This is a genomic window from Candidatus Pantoea floridensis (assembly GCF_900215435.1).
Classification (GTDB): domain Bacteria; phylum Pseudomonadota; class Gammaproteobacteria; order Enterobacterales; family Enterobacteriaceae; genus Pantoea; species Pantoea floridensis.
Map to the genome: position 1 here is coordinate 1,084,005 of NZ_OCMY01000001.1, position 25,043 is coordinate 1,109,047.

Sequence of the window (25,043 nt, forward strand, 5' to 3'; positions counted from 1 at the left end):
GTTATCCAGGAGAAACAACATGCAAGAAGGGCAAAACCGTAAAACATCGTCCCTGAGTATCCTCGCCATTGCTGGAGTGGAGCCGTATCAGGTGAAACCGGGCGAAGAGTATATGAACGACGCCCAGCTAGGTCACTTCCGTAAGATTCTGGAAGCCTGGCGCAACCAACTTCGGGATGAAGTAGATCGCACTGTGTCACATATGCAGGACGAAGCTGCCAACTTCCCGGATCCGGTCGACCGTGCCGCACAGGAAGAAGAGTTCAGCCTGGAATTGCGTAACCGCGATCGTGAGCGCAAACTCATTAAAAAGATTGAGAAAACGCTCAAGAAAGTGGATGACGACGATTTCGGTTACTGTGATTCCTGCGGTGTAGAAATTGGTATTCGCCGCCTTGAAGCGCGTCCGACTGCCGATCTCTGCATTGACTGCAAAACGCTGGCAGAAATCCGCGAGAAGCAGATGGCAGGCTAATGGCCGTGAGCAGACTGTTACCGCACAGCCGGGAAAATGCTGGTTTTCCCGCCGTGCGGTACACTTCTTTATGAACACTTCAACCTCTCCCTGCATCGGGCGCTTCGCTCCCTCTCCTTCTGGTGACCTGCATTTTGGTTCGCTCATCGCCGCATTAGGCAGTTACCTGAGCGCGCGCGCGCAACAGGGACGCTGGCTGGTTCGTATTGAAGATATTGATCCCCCCCGTGAAGTTCCCGGTGCGGCAACGCGTATTTTGCAGCAGCTGGAACATTATGGTTTGCATTGGGATGGCGACGTTCTATGGCAGTCACAGCGTCATGAAGCCTATCGTGACGCACTCAGCTGGCTCCAAACCCATCGTCAAAGTTACTTTTGCAGCTGCCCGCGCAGCCGTATTCAGTTGCTCGGCGGCAGTTATGACGGCCATTGCCGCGATTTGCAGCTGCCGCGGGAGAATGCCGCACTGCGCCTGCGCCAGCATGCGCCGGTGTATGGCTTTGACGATTGCCTGCGCGGGCATTTACAGGCGGAAGAACGGTTAGCAGAGGAAGATTTTATTATTCATCGCCGTGATGGGCTGTTTGCTTATAACCTGGCGGTGGTGGTTGACGACCATTTTCAGGGCGTGAACGAGATTGTACGCGGCGCGGATTTAATTGAACCCACCGTACGGCAAATTGCGCTCTATCAGCAGTTCGGCTGGCCGGTGCCGGCGTACCTGCATTTGCCGCTGGCAATCAATCAGGATGGCAATAAGCTTTCCAAACAGAATCATGCGCCCGCGCTGCCCACTGGTGATGCGCGACCGCTGTTAGTCCAGGCATTGCGCTTCCTGGGCCAGCCGGTAGGTGAAGGTTGGCAGGATGAATCGCTGGAAAGCCTGCTGAAACAGGCTGTCGCACAGTGGAATATCCGCCTGATTCCGTTGCAGAACGCCATGAAGCCCGATGAAATGACATCGCCATTCCTAAATGGTTCTCAACAGGCTATGATTAGCCGCTGATTTTATTAACACCCTTTTATCACTGTCGAGGTGTCCCATTTTTACCCGAGTCGCTAATTTTTGCCGGAGAGTCCTCAAGCGTGATGAGGAGGCGCCTGAAGAGGTGGAAGCTGAGAGTCTGATGACCGTCATTCCACGAGAAAGCCACAACATCTCACGCAAAGATATCAGCGAAAACGCCCTCAAAGTGCTCTATCGTCTGAATAAAGCCGGATACGAAGCCTACCTGGTTGGCGGCGGCGTGCGCGATTTGCTGCTGGGCACCAAGCCGAAAGACTTTGATATCACCACCAACGCCACGCCTGAGCAGATGCGTAAGCTGTTCCGCAACTGCCGCCTGGTGGGACGTCGTTTCCGTCTGGCGCACGTGATGTTCGGTCCGGAAGTGATCGAAGTGGCGACGTTCCGTGGTCATCATCAGGAAGAGAGTGAAGAAGATCGCAATAGTTCGCAGCGCGGCCAGAACGGCATGCTGTTGCGCGACAACATTTTCGGCAGCATAGAAGACGATGCTCAGCGCCGCGATCTCACCATCAACAGCCTCTATTACAGCGTGGCGGATTTCACCGTCCGTGATTATGTTGGTGGCCTGCACGATTTGCAGGAAGGCATCATTCGACTGATTGGCGATCCGGAAACCCGCTACCGCGAAGATCCGGTGCGCATGCTGCGCGTGGTGCGCTTCGCCGCCAAGCTTGAGATGCGCATCGCGGCAGAAACCGCCGAGCCGATTCCACGTCTGGCTACGCTGCTCAACGATATTCCTCCGGCGCGTCTTTTTGAAGAGTCGCTGAAGCTGCTGCAGGCCGGTTACGGCTACCGCACCTATCAAATGATGCGTGAATATCAGCTGTTCCAGCCGCTGTTCCCGACGCTAACGCGCGGCTTCACCGCTGAAAGCGATAGCCTGATGGAACGCATGCTGGCGCAGGTGCTGAAAAACACCGATACCCGTATTCAGAATGATATGCGCGTGAATCCGGCGTTCCTGTTCGGTGCAATGTTCTGGTATCCACAGCTGGAATCCGCCGAGCGTATAGCGCAGGAAAGCGGCCTGACCTATTACGATGCCTTCGCACTGTCGATGAACGAAACGCTGGATGAAGCCTGCCGTGCTCTGGCGATTCCGAAGCGTATTACCACGCTGATTCGCGATATCTGGCAGCTGCAACTGCGTATGTCACGCCGTCACGGCAAGCGTGCGTGGAAGCTGATGGAGCATCCTAAGTTCCGCGCGGCCTACGATTTGCTGGCGCTGCGTGCCGAGGTGGAAAACAATCCAGAGCTGCAAAAGCTGACGCATTGGTGGGGCGAGTTCCAGGCGGCCGCGCCGGTTCAGCAAAAAACCATGATGACCACGCTGGGCGACGATCCGGCACCACGCCGTAAACCGCGTCGTCCGCGTCGCCGTCCAACCGGGCCACGTCGCGATACCAATAGCGCGCAATGACCCGCGTTTACCTCGCTTTAGGCAGTAATCTGGCCGATCCGCTGCATCAGGTTGATGCAGCGCTGGCCGCGCTCGATGCCATCCCACACACCTCGCGCATCAAAACCTCTTCGCTGTATCGCACACCGCCCTACGGCCCGCCGGATCAGCCCGATTACCTTAATGCGGTGGTTGAACTGGAAACCGCGCTGGACGCCGAAGCCCTGCTCGATCACACCCAACGCATTGAGCTGAAACACGGGCGCGTGCGCAAAGCCGAACGCTGGGGACCGCGCACGCTGGACCTCGACATCATGCTGTTTGGCGACGCCACGATAACTACGCCACGTCTTACCGTGCCGCACTACGACATGCACAACCGCGCTTTTATGCTGGTGCCGCTGCTGGAAATTGCCCCGCAGCTGTCGCTGCCGAATGGACAAGCATTGTCCGCCATTCTTGCCACGCTCGATCGCAGCGCTATCCGTTTGTGGTCTGAGTAACCCGTAGTACACTGCGCGCATCAGAAAACTCTGGAGTGTGTGATGAAACCGACAACTATCTCCCATTTACGCCAACTGAAAGCCAGCGGCCGCAAATTCGCCACGCTAACGGCTTATGACTTCAGTTTTGCCCGCCTGTTTGCCGACCAGGGCATTCAGGTGATGCTGATTGGTGATTCGCTGGGCATGACCGTGCAGGGCCATGAATCGACCCTGCCCGTCACCGTGGCGGATATCGCTTATCACACCGCCGCCGTCCGTCGCGGCGCACCGCATGCGCTGGTGATGGCCGATTTACCGTTTATGAGTTACGCCACGCCGGAGCAGACCTTCACCAGCGCCGCGCAGCTGATGCGTGCCGGCGCCAACATGGTGAAGCTGGAAGGCGGCGAGTGGCTGGCAGAAACCGTGCGCATGCTGACCGAGCGCGCCGTGCCGGTATGTGGTCATCTGGGCCTGACGCCGCAGTCGGTGAATGTATTCGGTGGCTACAAGGTTCAGGGACGCGATGAAGCCGCCGCCGAACGTCTGCTGGCCGATGCGCTGGCGCTGGAAGCCGCTGGCATGCAGCTGCTGGTGCTGGAGTGCGTGCCGGTGGCATTAGCCGAACGCGTCACTAAAGCGCTGTCGGTGCCGGTAATTGGTATCGGTGCCGGCAATGTCACCGACGGTCAGATTCTGGTGATGCATGATGCCTTCGGCATTACCGGCGGCCACATTCCCAAATTTGCCAAAAATTTCCTCGCCGAAACCGGCGACATTCGTGCGGCGATTCGCCAATATATTGCCGACGTTGAGGCGGGCACCTATCCAGCCGCTGAACACAGTTTCCAGTAAATCAGGAGATTTGCAGTGCTGATCATTGAAACACTGCCGTTGCTGCGTCGTGAAATTCGTCGCTGGCGTCAGGCAGGCAAACGTATCGCGCTGGTGCCCACCATGGGCAACCTGCATGACGGTCATCTGACGTTGGTCGATGAAGCGCGAGAACGGGCCGATATTGTGGTGGTGTCGATTTTCGTAAACCCGATGCAGTTTGATCGCCCCGACGATTTGGCGCGTTATCCCCGCACGTTGCAGGACGATTGCGAGAAGCTTAATCGTCATAGCGTGGATGTGGTATTTGCGCCGGCGCCAGCGGAGGTTTACCCGCAAGGTCTCGATAGCCAGACGTTTGTCGAAGTACCGGGACTCTCATCGCTGCTGGAAGGTGCCAGCCGTCCGGGCCATTTCCGTGGCGTCTCTACCGTCGTCAGTAAACTGTTCAATCTGGTGCAGCCGGATATCGCCTGCTTTGGCGAAAAAGATTTCCAGCAGCTGGCGATTATCCGCAAGATGGTGGCGGATATGGGCTTCGATATTGAAATTGTTGGCGTACCTACCGTGCGGGCCAAAGATGGCCTGGCGCTAAGCTCGCGCAATGGCTATCTCACCGCCGACGAGCGTAAAATCGCGGCGGGCTTAAGCCAGGTGATGAACAGCATGGCTGAACGCCTGAGCAAGGGCGAACGTCATGTGGAAGAGATTATTGAACAAGCGGAAGCCGCGCTACGTGAAAAGGGTTTCCGTCCAGACGGACTGGCCATTTGCGATGCCGCCACGCTGCAAGCGTTGACGGTTGATAGCCAACGCGCGGTGATCCTGATGGCAGCCTGGCTGGGCAATGCGCGTCTGATCGATAATCAGCAAGTGGATCTGACGGAGTAACGTTCCGTCGTTTATTAGCAGCATACAAAGGTTATCCCGCTATGATACGTACCGTACTTCAAGGCAAACTGCATCGCGTTAAAGTGACCCAGGCGGATTTGCATTACGAAGGTTCCTGCGCCATTGACCAGGATTTCCTCGACGCGTCCGGCATTCTGCAATATGAAGCCATCGATATCTATAACGTCACCAACGGCCAGCGTTTTTCCACCTACGCTATCGCCGCAGAACGCGGCTCGAAGATCATCTCCGTCAACGGTGCCGCCGCACGCTGCGCCTGCGCTGGCGATATTATGATCATCTGTTCTTATGTGCAGGTAGAAGATGAAGTCGCCCGCAGCTGGCAGCCGAAAGTCGCCTATTTCGAAGGTGATAATGAGATGAAGCGCCTTGCCAAGGCGTTGCCAGTTCAGGTCGCCTGATGCAACAAGGGCGCGGTTTTTACACCGCGCCCTTGTTATTCGTCGGGTCGCCGACCGTCATTACGTACGTAATCCCCTGCCACGCTGAATCAGCGTATACACCAGCACGTAAAACACCACGATAAAGGCAATCAGCACCGAGAGCGTAAACACCAGCGGCACATCGTTGATGCCGAGGAAACCGTAACGGAAGCCGCTGATCATATACACCACCGGATTCAGCTTCGACACCGCTTGCCAGAACGGCGGCAGCAGCGTCAGCGAGTAGAACACGCCGCCCAGATAGGTTAACGGTGTCAGCACGAAGGTAGGAATCAGGCTGATATCATCAAAAGTGCGCGCGAAGACCGCATTCAGCAGGCCCGCCAGCGAGAACAGGATGGCAGTGAGCAGCAGCGTCAGCGCCACCATCGACCACGAATGCACGTGGAACGGCACGAAGAACAGGGAAATCGCAGTAACCAAAATGCCCACGCACACGCCACGCGCCACGCCACCGCCGACATAACCGGCAATGATAATGTGCGTCGGCACCGGCGCCACCAGCAGCTCTTCAATATTGCGCTGGAACTTGGCGCTGAAAAACGACGACGCCACGTTGGCATAAGCGTTGGTGATCACCGCCATCATAATCAGGCCCGGCACGATAAACTGCATGTAGCTGAAACCGTGCATATCACCGATACGTGAACCAATCAGGTTGCCGAAGATGATGAAATACAACGTCATGGTGATGACAGGCGGTACCAGCGTCTGAATCCAGATGCGGGCGAAGCGGTTAATCTCTTTGCTCCAGATACTCTTGAGCGCCACCCAATACAAGTGCGTCATGCTTTCACTCCTGTTTTTCCCTGCGTCAGGCTGACGAACAGCTCCTCAAGGCGGTTAGCTTTGTTACGCATACTCAGCACCTGCACGCCCTGCGCGCTCAGCTGGCTGAACACACTGTTCAGCCCCTGCTCGCGCATCACTTCCACTTCCAGCGTGGAGGTATCCACCAAACGATACTGGAAGCCCTCCAGCTGCGGCAGCGGGCTGCGCGGAGCGAGATCCAGAATGAAGGTTTCGGATTGCAGCTTGGAGAGCAACCCTTTCATCGAGGTGTTTTCCACCAGCTCGCCGCTCTGGATAATACCGATATTACGGCACAGCATCTCCGCCTCTTCCAGGTAGTGCGTGGTGAGGATAATGGTGGTGCCTTTGATGTTCAGCTCTTTCAGGAAGCTCCACATAGAGCGGCGCAGTTCGATATCAACGCCGGCAGTGGGTTCATCGAGGATGAGCAGCTTCGGCTCATGCATCAGCGCACGCGCAATCATCAGGCGACGCTTCATGCCGCCCGAGAGCATGCGTGCACGTTCGTTGCGTTTGCCCCATAGATCGAGCTGATTGAGGTATTTTTCCGCGCGTTTATTGGCTTCAGCGCGTTCAACACCGTAATAACCGGCCTGATTGACCACAATCTGCATCACAGTTTCAAACGGGTTAAAGTTGAACTCCTGCGGCACCAGCCCGAGCTGACGCTTGGCATTGACCACATCTTTTTGCAGGTCATAACCAAATACGCGCACGCTGCCGCCGGATTTATTCACCAGCGAGCTGATAATACCGATGGTGGTCGATTTTCCAGCGCCGTTGGGGCCCAGTAAGGCGTAAAAATCACCCGCTTCTACGTTGAGATCGAGTCCTTTCAGCGCCTGTACGCCGCCGGGATAGGTTTTGGTTAGCCCGGAAATTTCCAGTGCATATGTCATTGCGAATCCATACCTTGTTGTAGTGACATCAAAGCCAGATGAAAAAAGCCGATGCGCGCGAATCTGCATGCGCTGTCGCAGGTCATTAAGATTAAGAAATCAATGGAGTTTAGCAGAGAGTCGAGCCAGCCCATAAGCCGCTGGCTCACGGGCTGCGCAGTTTATCTCAGGCGGGAGAGATTAGCCTTGGAAGATTGTGCGGTTATTCGCCAGTTGGGATAACTTTGCCGATATACGGCAAATGGCGATAGCGCTGGGCGTAATCGATACCGAAGCCCACCACGAATTCATCCGGAATGGTGAAGCCGACATATTCCACGGTCACATCCACTTCGCGGCGCTCTGGCTTATCCAGCAGCGTACAAATCGCCAGCGACTTTGGCTCGCGCAGGCGCAGAATCTCGCGTACTTTGCTCAGGGTGTTGCCGGAATCGATGATGTCTTCGACGATCAGTACATCTTTGCCGCGAATATCTTCATCAAGATCCTTGAGAATTTTCACGTCGCGGGTGCTCGACATTCCGCTGCCATAGCTTGACGCCGTCATAAAGTCGACTTCATGCGGCACGTCGATAGCGCGGCACAGATCGGCCATAAACATAAAGGAGCCGCGCAGCAGACCCACCAACACCATTTCGCTGCCGCTGTCGCGGTAGTGTTCGTTAATCTGCGTGCCCAGTTCGGCAATGCGGGTTGCAATCTCTTGCTCGGAGATCATCACGTCGACGGTATGTTTCATTGCATGCGTCCAATAACGGTTTTTGGAAAGCCACGAAGTCTATCATAGACGAACGGGCGTCTAACGCTGCGCACACAACGCAAACGATTTCGTGGCGAAATTTATCGCGCTGACGTTAACTGTATGGACGAGTTCGCCCCTTCACCGCTTGGTTCTGGAGTTCCTATGACCGCTTCATCCAGTAAAAAAACACAGATAGGTACGCGCGATTTGCATCCGGAAACGCAGATGCTGAATTACGGTTACGATCCGCAGTTGTCAGAAGGCGCGGTTAAACCGCCGGTGTTTCTTACCTCCACCTTTGTGTTTAACAGCGCCGAAGAGGGACAGGACTTTTTCGATTTTGTCGCCGGACGCAAGCAGCCGCCGGAAGGCAAAAGTGGCGGGCTGGTCTATTCGCGCTTCAACCATCCCAACAGCGAAATCGTTGAGGATCGGCTGGCCATCTATGAAGGTGCCGAGAGCGCTGCGCTGTTTTCTTCTGGCATGTCGGCAATTGCCACCACGCTGCTGACGTTTGCCCGTCCGGGCGAAGTGATTCTGCATTCTCAGCCGCTGTATGGCGGCACCGAAACGCTGTTAAGTAAAACGCTGCACGATTTGGAAATCAAAGCGGTCGGTTTTAGCGATGGCACCAGTGAAGACAAGGTGCATGAAGCGGCGAAAATGGCATGGCAACGCGGGCGCGTGGCGCTAATTTTGATTGAAACGCCAGCCAATCCCACCAACAGTTTGGTGGATATCAAACTGATGCAGGAGGTCGCGGATGTGATTGCTCAGCAGCAAGGCTCGCGCCCCATTCTCGCCTGCGATAACACGCTGCTGGGCCCGGTGTTTCAGCATCCGCTGCAGCATGGCGCGGATTTGTCACTCTATTCGTTAACCAAATACGTGGGCGGCCATTCGGATTTGATTGCCGGCGCGGTGCTGGGCAGCAAAGCGTTGATCGGTAAAGTGCGATCGCTGCGCAGCGCCATCGGTACGCAACTCGATCCACACTCTAGCTGGATGATTGGTCGATCGCTGGAAACGCTGTCGCTGCGGATGGAGAAAGCGGCGAGTAATGCGGAGAAAGTGGCGGCATTTTTACGCGATCATCCGCAAGTGGAAAAACTGCATTGGCTGCCGTATCTGGATGCAGAGAGCCCGGCGGGCCAAACCTATCAGCGTCAGTGCAGCGGCGCGGGATCGACGTTCTCGTTTGATATTCGAGGCGGACAACCGGCCGCATTCCGCTTCCTCAATACGCTGGCGCTGTTCAAGCTGGCGGTGAGCCTCGGCGGCACGGAATCGCTCGCCAGCCATCCAGGCAGCACCACCCATTCAGGCGTGCCGCAGGAAGTGCGTCAGCGTATCGGTATCACCGACGCGACCATTCGCTTATCAATTGGCATCGAACACGCCGATGATTTGATTGAAGATATGCGCCTGGCGCTCGAGGCAGCGCTTAACTAACGCTAAAACCGAGCATCATGCCGGTATCTTCATGTTCCAGCAGATGACAATGCGCCATATAGGCATTTTCAGCGTTAGCAACATAGTTGAAGCGCACCAGCACTTCACTGCGCCAGCCGTTGACGCTGACAATGTCCTTCCATCCGGCGCGGTGCGGCTCCGGCGGCTTGCCATTTTCTGACAGGATGCGGAACTGAGTGCCGTGAATGTGGAACGGATGCAGCATCGCATCGCCTTCGCCGGAGATGGTCCACTTTTCCAGCTTGCCGAGTTCAGCATGGAACATCGGCTTGGTCATGTTGAAAGCCTGGCCGTTGATCTTGTTGCCGTTGTGGAAATCATACGCGGCGGCTTTGCCGTGGCTGCTGTGATCCATCGCCATATTGCCATGGTCCATCGGCTTGTCGCCGCTGCTCATGTCCATGTTGCCGTGGTCCATTTTCATGTCGCCCATGGCTTTATCGCCATAACGATCCATAAGCGCCTGCATACCTTGCTGATCAAGCTGCGGATCCATCATTAGCTGCAGCCAGCGGCTTTGCAGGCCATCGGTCGACGGGATCGGCGGCAGATCCACCAGCTTATCCGGCATCGTGCCGCTTGCCATCACACGCAGCGGCAGGATCTGCACCAGCGGAAGGGGTTGATCAAACGGCGCTAACGTCATGCCCATTTGCGTCACGGGTAGCGTTACCACGTCGAAGGTTTTGCCATCCGAGGTATCCACCATCACTTCAAAACGTTCGCCCGGCAGCAGCGGCAGGTTCTGCACTTTTATTGGCTCAGCGAGCAAACCGCCGTCGCTGCCAATCACATACAGTGGGCGACGATCGCTGGTGGAGATGTTTAGCGAACGCGCGTTACAGCCGTTCAATAAGCGCAGACGCAGCCAGCCGCGCGGTACCGCATGCTGTGGATAAGGCACGCCGTTGGTCAGCATTAAATCGCCAAACCAGCCGACGGCGGCCTGCATGATATCGAGTTGATAATCGATTTTCGTGCCCGCTTTGTTCAGCTGTTTATCCTGAAAGATCAAGGGGACATCGTCTTCACCCCACTGCATCGGCAGACGCAGCTTGCCGGAGGCCTCATCTTCCAGCAGCACCAAACCCGCCAGGCCTTGCGCCACCTGATAGCCGGTTTTGCCATGTTGATGCGGATGGAACCAACAGGTCGCCGCCGGTTGATCCGGGGTGAAACTCACCTGTCGCGTGGCGCCTGGGGCGATAATGCCCTGCGGTCCGCCATCGACATCGCCGGGTATTTCCAGTCCGTGCCAATGCAACGTCGTGGCTTCGGGCAGTTGGTTATGAATGTTCACCGTAACGGCTTTTTCGCGCTGTAGTCGCAGAGCTGGCCCCAGCAAGCTGCCGTTGTAGCCCCACGTAGGCACGGCTTTGCCATTCCATTGGCTGCTGCCGGTCATGGCGGTTAAGGTATATTGCCCGCGCGCATCAGGTTCCAAAATGGAAGGAATCGGCAATAACGGGCGCGTGGCGGCCATAAGCGAGCGGCTCCACAACGGCAGCGCGCCGGCGGCGCTGAGTGCGGCAGTCAACTTTAGAAAATGACGACGTTGCATATTCTTATCCTTGTCGTGAATAAGGGCACAGCGTAAACCTTTACCCTGCGGGAGGGTCAAGCACTGAAACAGAATGGGCTGATAAAAAGGCCGCAGATGGCCCAAAAGGGCAAATTTAGCGGAATAGCGGCAATAACTGTGCTAACGTCAATAAATTGTCCCTTGTTGAGAATGATTATGACGAAAAGCATCAAGATCCTGCTGCTGGCGGGACTCCTTGGCTTCTCCTCCACCAGTTTTGCCCTGAGTGAATCCGAAGCAGAAGATCTGGCCGACCTCACCGCGGTGTTCGTTTATCTAAAGAACGATTGTGGCTATCAGGATTTGCCGGACGCGCAGATTCGTAAAGCGCTGGTGTTTTTTGCCCAACAGAACCGTTGGGATTTGAGCAACTACAGCAACTACAACATGAAGTCGCTCGGTGAAGAGAGCTACAAGGATTTGAGCGGCATCGCCATTACCAACGACCAGAAGTGTAAGTCGTTAGCGCGCGACTCGCTGAGTTTGCTGGCTTACGTTAAGTAATCAGATTGGATGCGGGCTGATGCCCTCTCCCACGGGAGAGGGAGACGCTGCAACATGTTAGGTTAACTGCAAACCCAATCCACGCTCGCGCAGGTCGCGACATACCGCTTCATCCAGACGCGCATCCGTCACCACATCGGTCAGGCTATCAATGGGTGCCGCGCAGTACAGCGACCATGACCCGTATTTACTGCTGTCAGCCAATAGTACCCGGCGGCGCGCATTGGCCAGCAGGTCCATCTTCAATCCGGCTTTATCTTCGGTAGGCGTGGTAATACCGCGTTCGATACTCCACGAGTTACAGCTGACAAAGGCGATATCCGGATTGATGCTGCGCAACAGGCGACGCCCATGTTCACCAATACAGGACTGGCTGGAATCATCGATGCGTCCGCCGATTATGGTGGTTTCGATTTGCTTAAACTCGGATAAAAACAGCGCGATATGCAGATCGGCGGTGATGACGCGCAGCTTGAGATGCGTCAGCTGGCGCGCCAGCTCCAGCATGGTGGTGCCAGCATCCAATACTACCGCATCACCCGACTGCACATAACGGGCGGCAAACTGAGCGATGGCCTGTTTTTCCGCCAGATTACGCTGCATCTTCTCCAGCGTAGTGGGCTGATTGGGAATAAAGCGATTCAGCGTAACGCCGCCGTGGCTGCGGCTAATCACGCCTTCCATGTCCAGCTTAATCAGATCGCGGCGGATGGTCGCTGGCGAGGCGGAAATAGCGCTCACCAGTTGTTCAACGGTGACCAGATTATGACTCTTCAGATAGTCCATAATCTGGTCGAGACGGCTTTGTCCCTTCATATTTCCCTATGCAAGCTGCATCGCGAGTTTAATGGAGATTGCCATGCTCGCAGAGTTCGCTTTACCTGTCCAGGCGATATCAAATGCGGTGCCGTGGTCCGCCGAGGTGCGGATAAAGGGCAAGCCCGCAGTAATATTTACGCCATCATAGAAACCCAATAATTTGAGTGGAATATGCCCTTGGTCGTGGTACATCGCCACCACCATATCGTATTGCCCTTCCTGACACTGCAGGAACACGGTATCGGGCGGGCATGGGCCATGTACATCAATGCCTTGTTGTTTCATCTCTTTAATCGCTGGCGCGACGATAGCGATCTCTTCATCGCCGAACAGTCCGTTTTCACCGGCATGAGGATTAACCCCCGCTACCGCGATGCGCGGCTTATCAAATCCCACGCGGCGCAGGAAGCTGTCGGCCATGCCGATCACCGTCTGAATACGTTCCCCGTTTAAGGTATCGAGGAACTTACGCAGCGCGATATGTGTGGTGACGTGAATCACTTTCAGCTTATCGGTGTAAAGCACCATGGCGTAATTTTTCGTATTGGTTAGCTGGGCCAGCAGCTCGGTGTGACCAGGATAAAGATGACCTGCCGAGTGCAGCGCTTCTTTATTCAGGGGGGCGGTCGCAATAGCGTGTACTTCCCCGGCCAGCGCTAACTCGGTAGCACGTTTAACACAGCGCCAAGCCAGATCGCCCGCCTCTTTCTGCACCACGCCCGGTTTTAGCGCATCAGCATCCGCCAGCGGTTCATCAATCACGTTGATAATGCCCGGCGCGAAATGTGCCTCTTTAATCTGATCAAGTACCCGTAGCTCAGCTTGCGGGGTCACATTTAGCCCCATCACCCGGCGCAGCGTATTTGCACAGCCAACCACCACGGCCGGCACGCCCGCTAATTCACCTTCTGCCAACGCTTTAATGATGATCTCCGGGCCAATGCCCGCCGGATCGCCCATGGTAATCGCAATAATTTTATTCACTCAACTTCTCCTCAATAAAACGAATGGCTTCTACCAGGGTATTTTCGTCACCAAAGCCACCTGCTTTGGTCATCACCGGCAGGTGTAATTCACTGTCAAGCAGAACCCCGTGCGGCACACAGCCCGCCACCAGGCCCTGAATCTGGAAACCGCTGGCACCTAACGCCTGCGCCACGGCAATCGCCACATCTCCGCCGGAGAGATAAAGCCCCGCAGGCTGCACCTGACGACAAACGGTGCTGGTTAACTGCGCGAGAAACTGGCAGATGCGTTCGCCTAATGCCTGGCGCGAAACCTGATGCTGCAGACAGAGTTGCTCAATGTCGTGACGCTGATCGGCATGCTGCGTGGTGCGCACCACGCAATGTGCGCCATCGTGCAGCGCCTGCAGTATCGCCTGTTGCCAATCGGCGGCTTGCGGCCAGGCCGGCTGGGCAAACAGCTGGCGGATATCAATGTCGATAATGCGGATGTCGCGCTGACTGGCGAGGCGCGCAATTTGCTGCTGCGCCATCGCGCTCATCGACCCCACCACCGCCAGCACCGGACGCGGCTGACGGGCAGCCAGCAGTTCGCCCAGCGCATCGCTCAGGCCAGAGGCTCCGGCCAATAGCGGCCGCTCATCTAACGCGGCCGCCGCCGCCATTAATAAGGCAAGATCGGCATCCTGCTCGATATCCACCACTAGTAAGCCCTGTTTGCTCGCCAGTACCTGCGTGAGTTGGTCGCCGCGTACCGTGGCGAGATCGAGAGTTTCGCCGGTCAACGCGCTTTGCATTTGCAAACGCGTCAGCACATGGCTGCTGGTGACCGGGGTTTTGGGATCGCTGGCGAATTCGGTATCGATCAAACGCTGCCGATCGATCCAGACTTCACCGTCGCGTGTAGTACGGCCCAGTTTTGGCACCGCCGGCACGACCAATGCTAATTTTTTGCCGCTGGCCTGCAGCGCCGCGCTGATTTCCGCACCGGGATTGCCGCGCAGCGTGGAATCGATTTTCTTAAACAGCCAGCCATCGTTAGCCATCGCCTGATGCTGCTCCAGCGCAGTACGGGTGCGACGCGCCGCTTCTTGCGCGCTCACCGCGCGGCTATCGGTGCTGATCACCAGCACATCGGCGCTGCCAGCTGGATGCGGCGTGCTGCTGTCAAACAGCACATGCACGCGCGCTCCGACGCGTGCCAGCCCGCTCCCCGCATCATTAGCACCGGTAAAATCATCGGCAATCACTAAGACGGGTGTTTTCCATGGCTGTGAAGTCATTCTCTCTCCTTAATCGGCTACCGCCGCGCTGTAATGATTATATTCAATCATGATTGATTATATGTGAGCAAGATCAAATTAATCGAAATCAATTTGTCCTATAAAATTAGGCTCTGTAGTGATGGACCTCGCGCCGTTTGAGCAAAATTAATCATTCAGCACGAAAAACGCGATAAGGGTATGTAATGAATATCAACAGCACCGTGATAAGTGGCTTTCAGGCGCTTAATGACCTCAGCTATCTGCTGCGAGGTAAGAAGCAAGCCCTGCTGGTGACCGATAAGAATATCGAAGGCATTCCGGCGGTTCAGAGGCTGACCGCCCAGCTGCAGCAGCAAATGGGTAGCCTGTGCATCATCAATACGGTGCCGCCAGAACCAAGCCAGCATGATGTGGCGTCCATTGTCGCTGCGCTACCAGGCAGCGATATCGATCTGGTGATTGGCGTCGGCGGCGGCAGCGTATTGGATGTCGCGAAGCTGCTCTCTATTCTATGCGTCGCGGGCGCGCCAACGCTGGATGCGTTACTGGCCGGTGAAAAACCGCAGACGCGCACCCCTTCGCTGCTGATTCCCACCACGGCAGGTACCGGCTCGGAAGCCACGCCAAACGCCATTCTGGCTATCCCAGAGAAAGAGACCAAAGTCGGCATTATCACGCCGGTGATGCTGCCGGATTATGTCGCGCTGATACCGGAACTCACCACCAGCATGCCGCCGCATATCGCCTCTTCTACCGGGATCGATGCGCTGTGCCACCTGATCGAATGCTTTACCGCTACCGTGTCAAATCCGGTAAGCGATAACTATGCGCTGATCGGCATGAAAAAGCTGTTTACCAGCCTCGAAACCACTATTGCAGAGCCAGATAACCTTGAAGCGCGCCTGAACATGCTGTGGGCATCTTATTATGGCGGCGCATCGATTGCGCATGCCGGTACGCATCTGGTGCACGCGATGTCTTATCCGCTAGGTGGCAAATATCACCTTCCGCACGGCGTGGCTAACGCCATTTTGCTCGCGCCGTGCATGCGCTTTGTGCGTCCAGCGGCAGTGAGCAAATTCGCTCAGGCTTACGATTTGTTGCCCAATGTCGATACGTCACTGGATGAAGAAGCCAAATCTCATGCGCTGGTTGAATACTTTGCCGCGCTGGTAAAACGCCTGAAGCTGCCCGCCAGTCTGGAAGAGCTGGGTATCGGCCCGGATCACCTGCCGTATCTGGTTGAAGCCGCACTCGACGTGCAGCGCCTGATGAAGAATGTACCGATGAAAGTGGGCGCCGATGACGTACGCAACGTTTACCTGACGCTGTTTCCCGCTTTGAGCCACTAAGCATTATCGAGGACACCATGAGTAAGAAAATTCAGGGCGTGTTAACCGCCATCGTTACCACCTTCGATCGCGACGGTGCCTTTAATCCCGTCGCCCAGCGCGAGCAGGTCAAACGCCAGTTAAGGGCTGGCAACGGTATTTTCTGCGGCGGCACCAACGGTGAATTCTTCGTGCTGAACGAGCAGGAGAAGCTGGCAGTGACGCAAACCTGCGTCGATGAAGTTAATGGCACGGCGCCGGTAGTGGCGCACATTGGCGAAATCTCCACGCGTGAAACCATTCGCCTCGGCAAGCAAGTGGCGAAGCTGGGCGTGGATGCGGTTTCGGTGATTACTCCCTATTTCGTGCCGCTGAAACAGGAAGAGCTGATCGCCCACTATCGCGCGGTAGCCGACGCCATTGATGTGCCGCTGTTCCTCTATAACATCCCGGCGCGCACTGGCAACACGCTGCAGCCAGAGACCGTGCGCACGCTGGCTGCGCATCCGAACATCATCGGCATCAAAGATAGCGCAGGCAGCTATGAAAGCCTGAGCGGTTTTCTGCAGGCGGCAGCAGGCATCGATAGCTTCGATGTGCTGAATGGTCCGGATTCGCTGATTCATCAGGGCTTCGTCGACGGCTGCTCGGCTTGTATTTCAGGGCTCGCCAACGTCGCCCCCAAAGAGATCAACGCCATTTGGGCGCGCTTCCATGCTGGCGACATCGAAGGTTCACGTCTGGCGCAGGAAAATGTCACCGGCTTGCGCACCGATCTGTATAGCGTCGGCTTCTCGCCGGCTGCAGTAAAAAAAGCGGTGTCGCTGCTCGGCTTTGACGTGGGCGATAGCCGCTATGCGGTGAGTTTCTCTGCCGAGGAAGAGCAGAAAATTCGCCAGATTGTGAACCAGTATTTGCAGTAATTAGCGGATGAGCGGTCTGCCAGGTCGCCATAAATGGCGCCCCCAGGTGTTTTGTAGGGTGCGCATTTATGCGCACCCTGTTAATCGCCGCACCGGCTCTTAGCTGTATTTTCAACATCGGGAAGATTTATGAAAGTCATCTGTACTTCACCGTCGTTTGCGAAATATGACGCGACGCCCATTGAAATCCTGCAACAACAGGGTTTTGAGCTGATCACGCTGCCCGCCGATGCGCCGCTGAGCGCGCTTGAGCCGCATCTGGCTGATACGGTCGCGCTGATCGTCGCTTTTACCGACGTCAACGACGCGTTACTGGCGCTGGCGCCACAGCTGAAAATCGTCTGTAAGCACGGCGTGGGCGTCGACAATATCAATCTGGATGCCACACGCAAGCGCGGTATTTACGTCACCAACGTGCCGGACGCCAACAAACATGCGGTAGCCGATTTCGCCTTCGCGCTAATGCTAAATTGCGCGCGCCAGGTGACGCAGGCGGCGATTGAAACGCGCGCCGGCACGTGGCCGCGCATTTTTGCCACCGATGTTTACGGCAAAACGCTGGGCATTATTGGGCTGGGCAATATCGGCAAGCAGGTCGCGCTGCGCGCTAAAGGCTTCAACATGCGGGTGATTGCCTTCGATTTTTATCCAGACGAGACATTTGCTGCCGAGCACGGCATCGAATTCGTCACGTTGGATCAGCTGACGGAAACCAGCGATTTCATCACCCTGCATATGCCGCTGACCGACAAAACCCACCACTTGTTCGATGCCGCCCGGCTGAAACGCATGAAGAAGAGCGCCTTCCTGATTAATGCCTCACGCGGCGGTGTGGTGAATGAGCAGGATCTCTATCAGGCGCTGCGGGATAACGTGATTGCCGGGGCTGCGGCTGACGTGTTCGTACAAGAACCGCTGACGGAGCATCCGCTGTTCACGCTCAGCAACTTCATTCCCACCGCGCACATCGCCGGTTACACCGACGGCGCCATCAGCGCGATAGGCGAACGTTGCGTGACGCAAATCGTGCAGTGCATTTGTCAGGGCGAACGCCCGCTTAACGTGATGAACGGGCTGGAATAATTCGCCGCCTTACCCTGTAACCCTTTTTCGAGTGGATAATTATTATGACTAACTCTGCGCGCTCGAGTCGTATCCGTTGGTGGATCGCTGGCCTGATGTGGCTGGCCATCGCCATTAACTACATTGACCGCACCGTTCTCTCGGCGGCGGCACCGCATCTGATCAAAGAGCTCGATATCAATCCGGAAATGATGGGCTTTATCATGGCGGCATTCTTCTGGTCTTACGCGCTGCTGCAGATCCCGGCGGGCTGGTTCGCCGATCGCTTCGGTCAGAAAAAAGGCCTGGGGATTGCCGTCGGCTGGTGGTCAATCGCCACCATGGCAATGGGTCTGGCGACCGGCTTTAAATCGCTGCTGGCGCTGCGTTTAGCGTTGGGCGTGGGTGAAGCAGCAGCCTATCCGAGCAACGCGGGCATCACCGCGCGCTGGTTCCCGGACCGCGAACGCGCCACGGTGTCGGGCCTGTTCGACAGCGCCTCGAAGTTTGGTGGTGCGGTGGCGATGCCGCTGATTGTGTTTATGATTGCCATGTTCGACTGGCGTCTGACCTTCCTCGCCATTGGTGCACTAGGGTTGTTCTGGGTTATCGCCTGGTACTTTATCTACGCCGAAAACCCGGAAGATCATCAGTCGATCAGCAAAGAAGAAGTACGCTTTATCCGCGGCGGTCAGACGCAGAAGCATGGCGATAAAAGCGTGCGTCCGATGAAGTGGTACAAGCTGCTGCGCTATCGCAATATCTGGGCGATGTGCATTGGTTTCTTCACCATCAACTACACCTCCTACTTTTTTATCACCTGGCTGCCGACCTATCTGGTGAAAGATAAAGGTATGGATTTCCTCAAAATGGGAATGGTGGCTGCGCTGCCGCTGATTTGCGGCATGGTGATTGAAGTGCTGGCCGGTTGGGCATCGGATCGTATGGTGCATAACAAAGTGCTGTCGCTGACCGCCACGCGCAAACTGTTCCTGACCATTGGCCTGTTGATGGCGCTGTGCATCGGCTTTGCGCCGTTCACCGACTCGGTGTTCATGACCGTGCTGCTGCTGTGTATCGCAAAATCAGGCACCACCGTTGCGGCCTCACAGGTATGGGCGCTGCCGGGCGATGTTGCGCCGCAAAATAGCGTATCGATTGTCGCCGGGCTGCAAAACACCGTCTCCAATATGGGCGGTGCCGTTGGCCCGATTATTACCGGCGCCATCGTCGGTGCGACCGGCCACTTTACCTGGGCGCTGGTGTTCTCGGCGGTGCTGGTGGTGATTGGTATTCTTAACTATCTGTTCCTGATGGGAAAAGTTGAACCTATCGTGGATGAGGAACAGGTGACGCATTCCCACTCTGTCGTAAGCGGCGCATAAGCGCCAAACCCGCCGCATCGTTCTGATGCGGCTTTTCCCCTACTGAAAATAAAAAATAATTGGAGGCGATGATGTCGCTAAATTCCAATGGAACACCTGCTGCAATTTCGGCAAGTAAAGCGAAAGGGAAATTTCGTTTCGTCATTCTTACGGTGCTGTCCGTCGGCATCGCCATCAACTATATCGATCGCGCCGCAATGAGCGTAGCGATGCCGTTTATGAGCCAGGAGCTGAACTTTTCGCCCACCGACAGCGGCTTGCTGCTCTCCGCCTTCTTTTGGAGCTACGTGCTGTTTCAACTGCCCGGTGGCTGGCTGGTGGATAAACTCGGACCGCGCATTACCTTTGCGCTAAGCAGCCTCGGCTGGGGATTAGCCACTGCCGCATGCGGACTTGCCAGTTCGATTGCGGCGCTGGTTGGCTTTCGCTTTGTGCTCGGTGCCGTGGAGGCGCCGAGTTATCCCGCTAGCTCCTCTACGGTTACACGCTGGTTCCCGCGTCAGGAGCGCAGCTTCGCCGCAGCGACCTTTAACAACGGCAGCAAAATTGGCGGCACGCTGGCCATTCCGATCATCTCGTTTCTGATTGCACTGGTTGGCTGGCGTATGACCTTCGTTATTTCTGGCGTGGTGGCGGTCGTGTGGGCGCTGGCGTGGTATCTGTGGTATCGCGATCCACGCCAGCACCCCAGCGTAACGCGCGAAGAAGTGGAATTCATCGAAACCAACCAGGATCCGCAAACCGGCGATCCGATGAGTGTACGTCAGCTACTTGGTCAACGCACCGTGCAGGCGATGATGGCCGGCTTCTTCTGCATCAACTTCGTCTCGTACTTTTTCTTCACCTGGTTCCCCACCTATCTGGTGGAAACCTTTCATCTGTCGCTGATGAAGTTCGGCTTGCTCGGCATGCTGCCGGGCGTTGCCGCGATTATCGGTGGCTGGTGTGGCGGATTGCTGTCGGATGCGCTGGTACGTCGTGGCTATTCGCTTAGCGTGGCACGCAAGATCCCGCTGGTAGGCGGCATGCTCGGCAGCGCGACCATTGGGCTGGCGGCCTTCTCGCCAACCGTAGGCCTGGCGTTGACGGCACTGTGCTTTGCTAACTTCGCCGCCACGTTTGCTTCGGCAGCCTTATGGGCGCTGCCTTCGGACGTTGCGCCCAACCGCGCCAACGTGGCCACCATCGGCGGCATTCAAAACATGGCGGCTAATCTTGCCGGGATCATCTCACCGATTTTGATTGGCGTGCTGATGCAATTCACCCATTCGTTCGTGATTCCACTGGAAATTGCCGGTGTCATCGGCGTGGTTGGCGCGCTGATTTACGCGTTCTGGTTGCCGCGCGTACAGCCAATGGGTGCAGACCACAACGCCGCGCTGGATGGCACCTTAAGGAGAGAAGTATGAATGCACGTTGGAAAAAACGCCCAGCCCAGTCGACATGGGGCGATTTCGGTTCGGACGATCAGCTCGGCCGGCTTAATCTGCTTACTGCTGCCAAAGTGCGAGAAGGTGTCGCAGAGGTGAAGACGGGGGAAACCTTCTGTCTGAGTTTGCCACTCGATTTACCCGGCGGTACGGCGATGAATCCACGGCGTCCACCGCCTCAGCTTAATGCCACGCGACGCGGTGAACACGCCAATATGACCTATCCTCTTTCGCGTGACAATCCGCAGCTCACCGATGTGATCTGCGACGATAGCGTAACGCTGGCGCTGCAATACTCAACGCAATGGGACAGTCTGGCGCACATGGGCCAATGGTTTGACGTCAACGATAACGGCGAGCCGGAAATGGTGTTCTACAACGGGTACAAGGCCAATGTGGATATTGTCGGCGAAACCGATTACCGCGCTGGCTGTGGCTGCGATCGCGGCAGCCATCTCGGTGCCAAAGCGCTGGGCATTGAGAACATGGCAGCGCACGGTATGCAAGGCCGTGCGGTGATGATTGATATCAAACGCCATTTCGGTAACCGACGGTTTGCCTTTGGTTATCCGCATCTGCAACAGATTCTGCAGGCCGATAATATTGAGGTGCGAGCGGGCGATTTCGTCTGCTTCCGCACCGGCATGGACGAAGCCATTCTCGCCATGCAGGGTGAGCCGAATATGGACTTCCTCAATACGCATTTTGCCGGACTGGACGGTAGCGATCGGGCCTTACGTAACTGGATTGACGAGAGCGGCGTGGTGGCATTAATCGCAGATAACCCGGCGGTGGAGATTCTCCCAGCGCGGCCAATGAATGATGATTTCTATCCGTCGCATCCGCTGCACGATCTCTGCTTGTTCCGGCTGGGCGTCTATCTCGGAGAGTTGATGCTGCTGAGTCCGCTGGCAGACTGGCTGGCACAGCATCAGCGCCATGCGTTTCTGCTCACCGCGCCGCCGCTACGTTTGCCGGGCGCAGTGGGCTCGCCCGCTACGCCGATTGCGACAGTGTAGATAGTGGCGTGGTCGCCATGAATGGCGACAGTAGGGTGTGAGGTGCGCGTGAATGCGCACCGTTTTCACTTCCCGGCTAAAAACCGCCGATAAGCAGCGATCACTGCGAGGAAATCTTCCACCCCGCAAAACGACAGGCTCTCTTCGTCGTAATAGGTCATGCCCTCTTCCATGCCGTCATCTTCCAGCGCCAGCTGGTTGGCACGAATCATCACCTCTTCTTCATCGAGCCACAGCGTGTATTCATGCCCCACGCGCTGCCATTGATTAATGGTGCCTTTTACCTGCTGGGCAGCGGCCTCAACTTCATCCAGCAGCGGCAGATTGTCTTTGACCTCTTCGTTGAACCAGTGCCCCACGGCTTCGTGGTCCATCGACATACGCACTTTGACCTGACCGGTCAAATCACGCAGAAATTCATACTCCATGGGTTTGCCTCATACTGATGACGCGCCGTGCGGCACCGTCTTAGTGCATTTTGTGCGCAGCACGCTGAATAAAGTGGGATCGCGCTCGCATTATGCCTGGAGATGTCAGCGGAAAAAAGCGCATAAAAAAAGGGACGATTTTCATCGTCCCCTTGTTCATCCTGAAAACCGCTTAAACGGCAGTCTGGAAGATCACGCTATCCGCTTTGTCAGTGTATTGTCCCAGCTGATCAAAGTTGAGGTAACGGTAGGTGTCAGCGGCGGTCTTATCCACCTGCAGCATAAACTGTTGGTACTCGTCCGGCGTTGGCAGTTTACCGAGCAGTGAAGCTACCGCTGCCAGCTCAGCCGATGCGAGGAACACGTTAGCCCCGGTACCGAGACGGTTCGGGAAGTTACGGGTTGAGGTGGAAACCACCGTCGCGCCGTCCGCCACACGCGCCTGGTTACCCATGCACAGTGAACAGCCCGGAATCTCAATACGCGCACCACTCTTACCAAAGACGCTGTAGTAGCCCTCTTCGGTCAGCTGAGCGGCATCCATCTTGGTTGGCGGCGCAACCCACAGACGGGTTGGCAGCTGGCCTTTATGGGCATCCAGCAGTTTACCGGCTGCGCGGAAGTGACCAATGTTGGTCATGCACGAACCGATGAACACTTCGTCGATCTTCTCGCCCTGCACGTCAGACAACCAACGCGCATCGTCTGGATCGTTCGGTGCGCACAGAATTGGCTCTTTGATCTCCGCCAGATCGATATCAATCACCGCAGCGTATTCGGCATCGGCATCGCCTTCCAGCAGTTGCGGATTGGCCAGCCATTTCTGCATGCCTTCAACGCGGCGCTCCAGCGTACGGCGATCGCCGTAACCTTCAGAGATCATCCACTTCAGCAGCACAATGTTCGAGTTGAGGTACTCGATGATCGGCTCTTTATCCAGCTTGATGGTACAACCGGCAGCAGAACGCTCAGCAGAGGCATCCGTCAGCTCAAAGGCCTGCTCAACTTTCAGCTTCGGCAAGCCTTCGATTTCCAGCACGCGGCCAGAGAAGATGTTTTTCTTCCCTTTCTTCTCCACGGTCAGCAGACCCGCTTTGATGGCGTACAGCGGAATGGCATGGACCAGATCGCGCAGGGTGATGCCCGGCTGCATTTCGCCTTTGAAGCGCACCAGCACCGATTCCGGCATGTCGAGCGGCATCACGCCGGTGGCAGCAGCAAACGCCACCAGACCCGAACCTGCCGGGAAGGAAATGCCGATCGGGAAACGGGTATGCGAGTCACCGCCGGTACCAACGGTATCCGGCAGCAGCATGCGGTTCAGCCAGCTGTGGATAACGCCATCGCCCGGACGCAGCGATACGCCGCCACGGTTCATGATGAAGTCAGGCAGCGTATGGTGCGTGGTAACGTCAACCGGCTTTGGATAGGCCGCGGTGTGACAGAATGACTGCATCACCAAATCGGCTGAGAAGCCAAGGCACGCCAGGTCTTTCAGTTCATCACGCGTCATTGGACCGGTGGTGTCCTGAGAACCCACTGAGGTCATTTTCGGTTCGCAGTAAGCACCTGGACGGACACCTTCTACGCCGCACGCACGACCAACCATTTTCTGCGCCAGTGAGTAACCACGGGTGCTGGCAGCCACATCTTTGGCTTGCACAAACACATCGCTGTGCGGCAGACCCAGTGATTCACGCGCTTTGGTGGTCAAGCCACGGCCGATGATCAGCGGAATACGACCGCCGGCACGAACTTCGTCCAGCAGCACGTCGGTCTTCAGTTCAAAGGTCGCCAGCACTTCATCGGTTTCATGATTGCGCACTTCGCCTTTGTACGGGTAAACGTCAATAACGTCGCCCATGTTCAGACGATCAACATCAAGTTCAATCGGCAGTGCGCCCGCATCTTCCATGGTGTTGAAGAAGATCGGTGCGATTTTACCGCCAAGGCACAGACCGCCGCCCTTTTTATTCGGTACGTATGGGATATCGTCACCCATAAACCACAGCACCGAGTTGGTGGCGGATTTACGTGAAGAACCGGTACCCACTACGTCGCCGACATAGGTCAGCGGGAAGCCTTTGGTCTGCAGCGCTTCAATCTGTTTGATCGGGCCAATGTTGCCAGCATCATCGGGTTCGATGCCTTCACGGGCGTTTTTCAACATCGCCAGCGCGTGCAGTGGAATATCCGGACGTGACCATGCATCCGGCGCCGGAGAGAGGTCGTCGGTGTTGGTTTCGCCGGTCACTTTGAACACGGTAGTGGTGATTTTTTCAGCCAGTTTTGGACGCTTCAGGAACCATTCGGCATCGGCCCAGGACTGGATAATTTTTTTCGCGTGTGGGTTACCCGCTTTGGCTTTCTCTTCGACATCGTAGAAGTTATCGAACATCAGCAGCGTGTGGGACAGGGCTTCAGCAGCAATCGGTGCTAAGGCTTCATCATCAAGCGCTTCAATCAGCGCGTGAATGTTATAACCGCCCTGCATGGTGCCCAGCAGCTCAACGGCTTTTTCGCGAGTAACCAGAGGAGAGTGGGCTTCGCCCTTAGTGACAGCTGCCAGGAAACCGGCTTTAACATACGCCGCTTCATCAACACCTGGTGGAACACGGTTGACCAAAAGGTCGATAAGGAATTCTTCTTCACCCGCTGGCGGGTTTTTCAGCAGTTCAACCAGCGCGGCCATTTGGGAAGCATCTAACGGCTTAGGTACGATTCCCTGGGCAGCACGCTCGGCAACGTGCTTACGGTATTCTTCTAGCACGACGTTCTCCTCGCTCTCATTGTATAGCTTTCCGGTGCACCCCTGGATG

Annotated in this window: 24 protein-coding genes; 15 read left to right on the plus strand and 9 right to left on the minus strand. The window is 56.2% G+C overall.

What is annotated here, in order from left to right; translation table 11 throughout:
• Positions 1–19: 19 nt before the first annotated feature.
• The 7 genes from dksA to panD all read left to right on the plus strand — a co-directional run bounded on the left by dksA (position 20) and on the right by panD (position 5,542).
• A complete protein-coding gene (gene dksA, locus CRO19_RS05180) occupies positions 20–475 on the plus strand; it encodes an RNA polymerase-binding protein DksA (protein ID WP_007888770.1) in 456 nt (151 codons plus the stop codon).
• 70 nt (positions 476–545) lie between these two features.
• Positions 546–1,481, plus strand: a complete 936-nt coding sequence (gluQRS, locus tag CRO19_RS05185) for a tRNA glutamyl-Q(34) synthetase GluQRS (RefSeq protein ID WP_097094894.1) — start codon at positions 546–548, stop codon at positions 1,479–1,481.
• A gap of 37 nt (positions 1,482–1,518) precedes the next feature.
• Positions 1,519–2,931, plus strand: coding sequence for a polynucleotide adenylyltransferase PcnB (gene pcnB / locus CRO19_RS05190; protein ID WP_320204508.1), 1,413 nt, complete (start codon positions 1,519–1,521; stop codon positions 2,929–2,931).
• The gene (gene folK / locus CRO19_RS05195; RefSeq protein ID WP_097094896.1) at positions 2,928–3,413 is read left to right on the plus strand and encodes a 2-amino-4-hydroxy-6-hydroxymethyldihydropteridine diphosphokinase; all 486 of its coding nucleotides are present in this window, start codon (positions 2,928–2,930) and stop codon (positions 3,411–3,413) included. The genes pcnB and folK overlap by 4 nt, the downstream gene beginning before the upstream one ends.
• A gap of 42 nt (positions 3,414–3,455) precedes the next feature.
• Entirely contained in the window at positions 3,456–4,250 is a 795-nt protein-coding gene (gene panB, locus CRO19_RS05200) for a 3-methyl-2-oxobutanoate hydroxymethyltransferase (RefSeq protein WP_097094897.1), read from the plus strand.
• Positions 4,251–4,265: 15 nt separating this feature from the next.
• Positions 4,266–5,120, plus strand: coding sequence for a pantoate--beta-alanine ligase (gene panC, locus CRO19_RS05205; RefSeq protein ID WP_097094898.1), 855 nt, complete (start codon positions 4,266–4,268; stop codon positions 5,118–5,120).
• A 41-nt stretch (positions 5,121–5,161) separates the two neighbouring features.
• Positions 5,162–5,542 (plus strand): aspartate 1-decarboxylase, encoded by a 381-nt coding sequence (gene panD / locus CRO19_RS05210; protein WP_007888760.1) that lies wholly within the window; start codon positions 5,162–5,164, stop codon positions 5,540–5,542.
• Positions 5,543–5,602: 60 nt separating this feature from the next.
• Here the strand turns inward: panD and CRO19_RS05215 are convergent, their stop codons facing one another.
• The 3 genes from CRO19_RS05215 to hpt all read right to left on the minus strand — a co-directional run bounded on the left by CRO19_RS05215 (position 5,603) and on the right by hpt (position 8,035).
• Complete coding sequence (locus tag CRO19_RS05215) at positions 5,603–6,373, minus strand: ABC transporter permease (protein ID WP_007888752.1); 771 nt, start codon at positions 6,371–6,373, stop codon at positions 5,603–5,605.
• On the minus strand, positions 6,370–7,296 hold the full coding sequence (locus CRO19_RS05220; RefSeq protein WP_049851473.1) for an ABC transporter ATP-binding protein: 927 nt from the start codon (positions 7,294–7,296) through the stop codon (positions 6,370–6,372). The genes CRO19_RS05215 and CRO19_RS05220 overlap by 4 nt, the downstream gene beginning before the upstream one ends.
• Positions 7,297–7,498: 202 nt before the next feature.
• Positions 7,499–8,035 carry a hypoxanthine phosphoribosyltransferase gene (gene hpt / locus CRO19_RS05225; RefSeq protein WP_097094899.1) on the minus strand — a complete coding sequence of 179 codons (537 nt, stop codon included), beginning with the start codon at positions 8,033–8,035 and terminating at the stop codon, positions 7,499–7,501.
• A 165-nt stretch (positions 8,036–8,200) separates the two neighbouring features.
• Between hpt and CRO19_RS05230 the strand changes: the two genes are divergently transcribed.
• Positions 8,201–9,490 (plus strand): cystathionine gamma-synthase family protein, encoded by a 1,290-nt coding sequence (locus CRO19_RS05230; RefSeq protein ID WP_097094900.1) that lies wholly within the window; start codon positions 8,201–8,203, stop codon positions 9,488–9,490.
• Here CRO19_RS05230 and cueO read toward each other — a convergent pair.
• Entirely contained in the window at positions 9,483–11,072 is a 1,590-nt protein-coding gene (gene cueO / locus CRO19_RS05235) for a multicopper oxidase CueO (protein ID WP_097094901.1), read from the minus strand. The genes CRO19_RS05230 and cueO overlap by 8 nt on opposite strands.
• Positions 11,073–11,249: 177 nt before the next feature.
• Between cueO and CRO19_RS05240 the strand changes: the two genes are divergently transcribed.
• Positions 11,250–11,597 (plus strand): YacC family pilotin-like protein, encoded by a 348-nt coding sequence (locus tag CRO19_RS05240; protein ID WP_097094902.1) that lies wholly within the window; start codon positions 11,250–11,252, stop codon positions 11,595–11,597.
• A gap of 57 nt (positions 11,598–11,654) precedes the next feature.
• Here CRO19_RS05240 and CRO19_RS05245 read toward each other — a convergent pair whose 3' ends face one another.
• From CRO19_RS05245 to dtnK, 3 genes are read right to left on the minus strand one after another with little or no spacing between them, the layout of a single operon-like run.
• Complete coding sequence (locus CRO19_RS05245; RefSeq protein ID WP_097094903.1) at positions 11,655–12,413, minus strand: DeoR/GlpR family DNA-binding transcription regulator; 759 nt, start codon at positions 12,411–12,413, stop codon at positions 11,655–11,657.
• A 6-nt stretch (positions 12,414–12,419) separates the two neighbouring features.
• On the minus strand, positions 12,420–13,400 hold the full coding sequence (locus CRO19_RS05250) for a D-threonate 4-phosphate dehydrogenase (RefSeq protein ID WP_097094904.1): 981 nt from the start codon (positions 13,398–13,400) through the stop codon (positions 12,420–12,422).
• Positions 13,393–14,664: a D-threonate kinase gene (gene dtnK, locus CRO19_RS05255; protein WP_097094905.1), complete on the minus strand. Its 1,272-nt coding sequence runs from the start codon at positions 14,662–14,664 to the stop codon at positions 13,393–13,395. The genes CRO19_RS05250 and dtnK overlap by 8 nt, the downstream gene beginning before the upstream one ends.
• A 185-nt stretch (positions 14,665–14,849) precedes the next feature.
• Between dtnK and CRO19_RS05260 the strand changes: the two genes are divergently transcribed.
• The 6 genes from CRO19_RS05260 to CRO19_RS05285 all read left to right on the plus strand — a co-directional run bounded on the left by CRO19_RS05260 (position 14,850) and on the right by CRO19_RS05285 (position 21,796).
• Entirely contained in the window at positions 14,850–15,998 is a 1,149-nt protein-coding gene (locus CRO19_RS05260; RefSeq protein WP_097094906.1) for an iron-containing alcohol dehydrogenase, read from the plus strand.
• Between the two features lie 17 nt (positions 15,999–16,015).
• A complete protein-coding gene (locus tag CRO19_RS05265) occupies positions 16,016–16,900 on the plus strand; it encodes a dihydrodipicolinate synthase family protein (RefSeq protein ID WP_097094907.1) in 885 nt (294 codons plus the stop codon).
• Positions 16,901–17,029: 129 nt separating this feature from the next.
• Complete coding sequence (locus CRO19_RS05270) at positions 17,030–17,983, plus strand: phosphoglycerate dehydrogenase (RefSeq protein ID WP_097094908.1); 954 nt, start codon at positions 17,030–17,032, stop codon at positions 17,981–17,983.
• Between the two features lie 44 nt (positions 17,984–18,027).
• Positions 18,028–19,347: an MFS transporter gene (locus tag CRO19_RS05275; RefSeq protein ID WP_097094909.1), complete on the plus strand. Its 1,320-nt coding sequence runs from the start codon at positions 18,028–18,030 to the stop codon at positions 19,345–19,347.
• A gap of 71 nt (positions 19,348–19,418) precedes the next feature.
• Positions 19,419–20,756, plus strand: a complete 1,338-nt coding sequence (locus CRO19_RS05280) for an MFS transporter (RefSeq protein WP_097094910.1) — start codon at positions 19,419–19,421, stop codon at positions 20,754–20,756.
• Entirely contained in the window at positions 20,753–21,796 is a 1,044-nt protein-coding gene (locus CRO19_RS05285; RefSeq protein WP_097094911.1) for a cyclase family protein, read from the plus strand. The genes CRO19_RS05280 and CRO19_RS05285 overlap by 4 nt, the downstream gene beginning before the upstream one ends.
• A gap of 65 nt (positions 21,797–21,861) precedes the next feature.
• On the opposite strand, the gene yacL is transcribed toward CRO19_RS05285, so the two are convergent.
• Together yacL and acnB are read right to left on the minus strand one after the other, a co-directional pair.
• Entirely contained in the window at positions 21,862–22,224 is a 363-nt protein-coding gene (yacL, locus tag CRO19_RS05290) for a protein YacL (protein ID WP_097094912.1), read from the minus strand.
• A gap of 172 nt (positions 22,225–22,396) precedes the next feature.
• Positions 22,397–24,994: a bifunctional aconitate hydratase 2/2-methylisocitrate dehydratase gene (acnB, locus tag CRO19_RS05295; protein WP_097094913.1), complete on the minus strand. Its 2,598-nt coding sequence runs from the start codon at positions 24,992–24,994 to the stop codon at positions 22,397–22,399.
• Between the last annotated feature and the right edge of the window lie 49 nt (positions 24,995–25,043).

Bases quoted from the DNA above. Each gene is read 5' to 3' on its own strand.
- dksA (WP_007888770.1), top strand. From the start codon at position 20: ATGCAAGAAGGGCAAAACCGTAAAACATCGTCCCTGAGTATCCTCGCC.
- gluQRS (WP_097094894.1), top strand. From the start codon at position 546: ATGAACACTTCAACCTCTCCCTGCATCGGGCGCTTCGCTCCCTCTCCT.
- folK (WP_097094896.1), top strand. From the start codon at position 2,928: ATGACCCGCGTTTACCTCGCTTTAGGCAGTAATCTGGCCGATCCGCTG.
- panB (WP_097094897.1), top strand. From the start codon at position 3,456: ATGAAACCGACAACTATCTCCCATTTACGCCAACTGAAAGCCAGCGGC.
- panD (WP_007888760.1), top strand. From the start codon at position 5,162: ATGATACGTACCGTACTTCAAGGCAAACTGCATCGCGTTAAAGTGACC.
- CRO19_RS05215 (WP_007888752.1), bottom strand. From the start codon at position 6,373: ATGACGCACTTGTATTGGGTGGCGCTCAAGAGTATCTGGAGCAAAGAG.
- CRO19_RS05220 (WP_049851473.1), bottom strand. From the start codon at position 7,296: ATGACATATGCACTGGAAATTTCCGGGCTAACCAAAACCTATCCCGGC.
- hpt (WP_097094899.1), bottom strand. From the start codon at position 8,035: ATGAAACATACCGTCGACGTGATGATCTCCGAGCAAGAGATTGCAACC.
- CRO19_RS05230 (WP_097094900.1), top strand. From the start codon at position 8,201: ATGACCGCTTCATCCAGTAAAAAAACACAGATAGGTACGCGCGATTTG.
- cueO (WP_097094901.1), bottom strand. From the start codon at position 11,072: ATGCAACGTCGTCATTTTCTAAAGTTGACTGCCGCACTCAGCGCCGCC.
- CRO19_RS05240 (WP_097094902.1), top strand. From the start codon at position 11,250: ATGACGAAAAGCATCAAGATCCTGCTGCTGGCGGGACTCCTTGGCTTC.
- CRO19_RS05245 (WP_097094903.1), bottom strand. From the start codon at position 12,413: ATGAAGGGACAAAGCCGTCTCGACCAGATTATGGACTATCTGAAGAGT.
- dtnK (WP_097094905.1), bottom strand. From the start codon at position 14,664: ATGACTTCACAGCCATGGAAAACACCCGTCTTAGTGATTGCCGATGAT.
- CRO19_RS05260 (WP_097094906.1), top strand. From the start codon at position 14,850: ATGAATATCAACAGCACCGTGATAAGTGGCTTTCAGGCGCTTAATGAC.
- CRO19_RS05265 (WP_097094907.1), top strand. From the start codon at position 16,016: ATGAGTAAGAAAATTCAGGGCGTGTTAACCGCCATCGTTACCACCTTC.
- CRO19_RS05270 (WP_097094908.1), top strand. From the start codon at position 17,030: ATGAAAGTCATCTGTACTTCACCGTCGTTTGCGAAATATGACGCGACG.
- CRO19_RS05275 (WP_097094909.1), top strand. From the start codon at position 18,028: ATGACTAACTCTGCGCGCTCGAGTCGTATCCGTTGGTGGATCGCTGGC.
- CRO19_RS05280 (WP_097094910.1), top strand. From the start codon at position 19,419: ATGTCGCTAAATTCCAATGGAACACCTGCTGCAATTTCGGCAAGTAAA.
- CRO19_RS05285 (WP_097094911.1), top strand. From the start codon at position 20,753: ATGAATGCACGTTGGAAAAAACGCCCAGCCCAGTCGACATGGGGCGAT.
- yacL (WP_097094912.1), bottom strand. From the start codon at position 22,224: ATGGAGTATGAATTTCTGCGTGATTTGACCGGTCAGGTCAAAGTGCGT.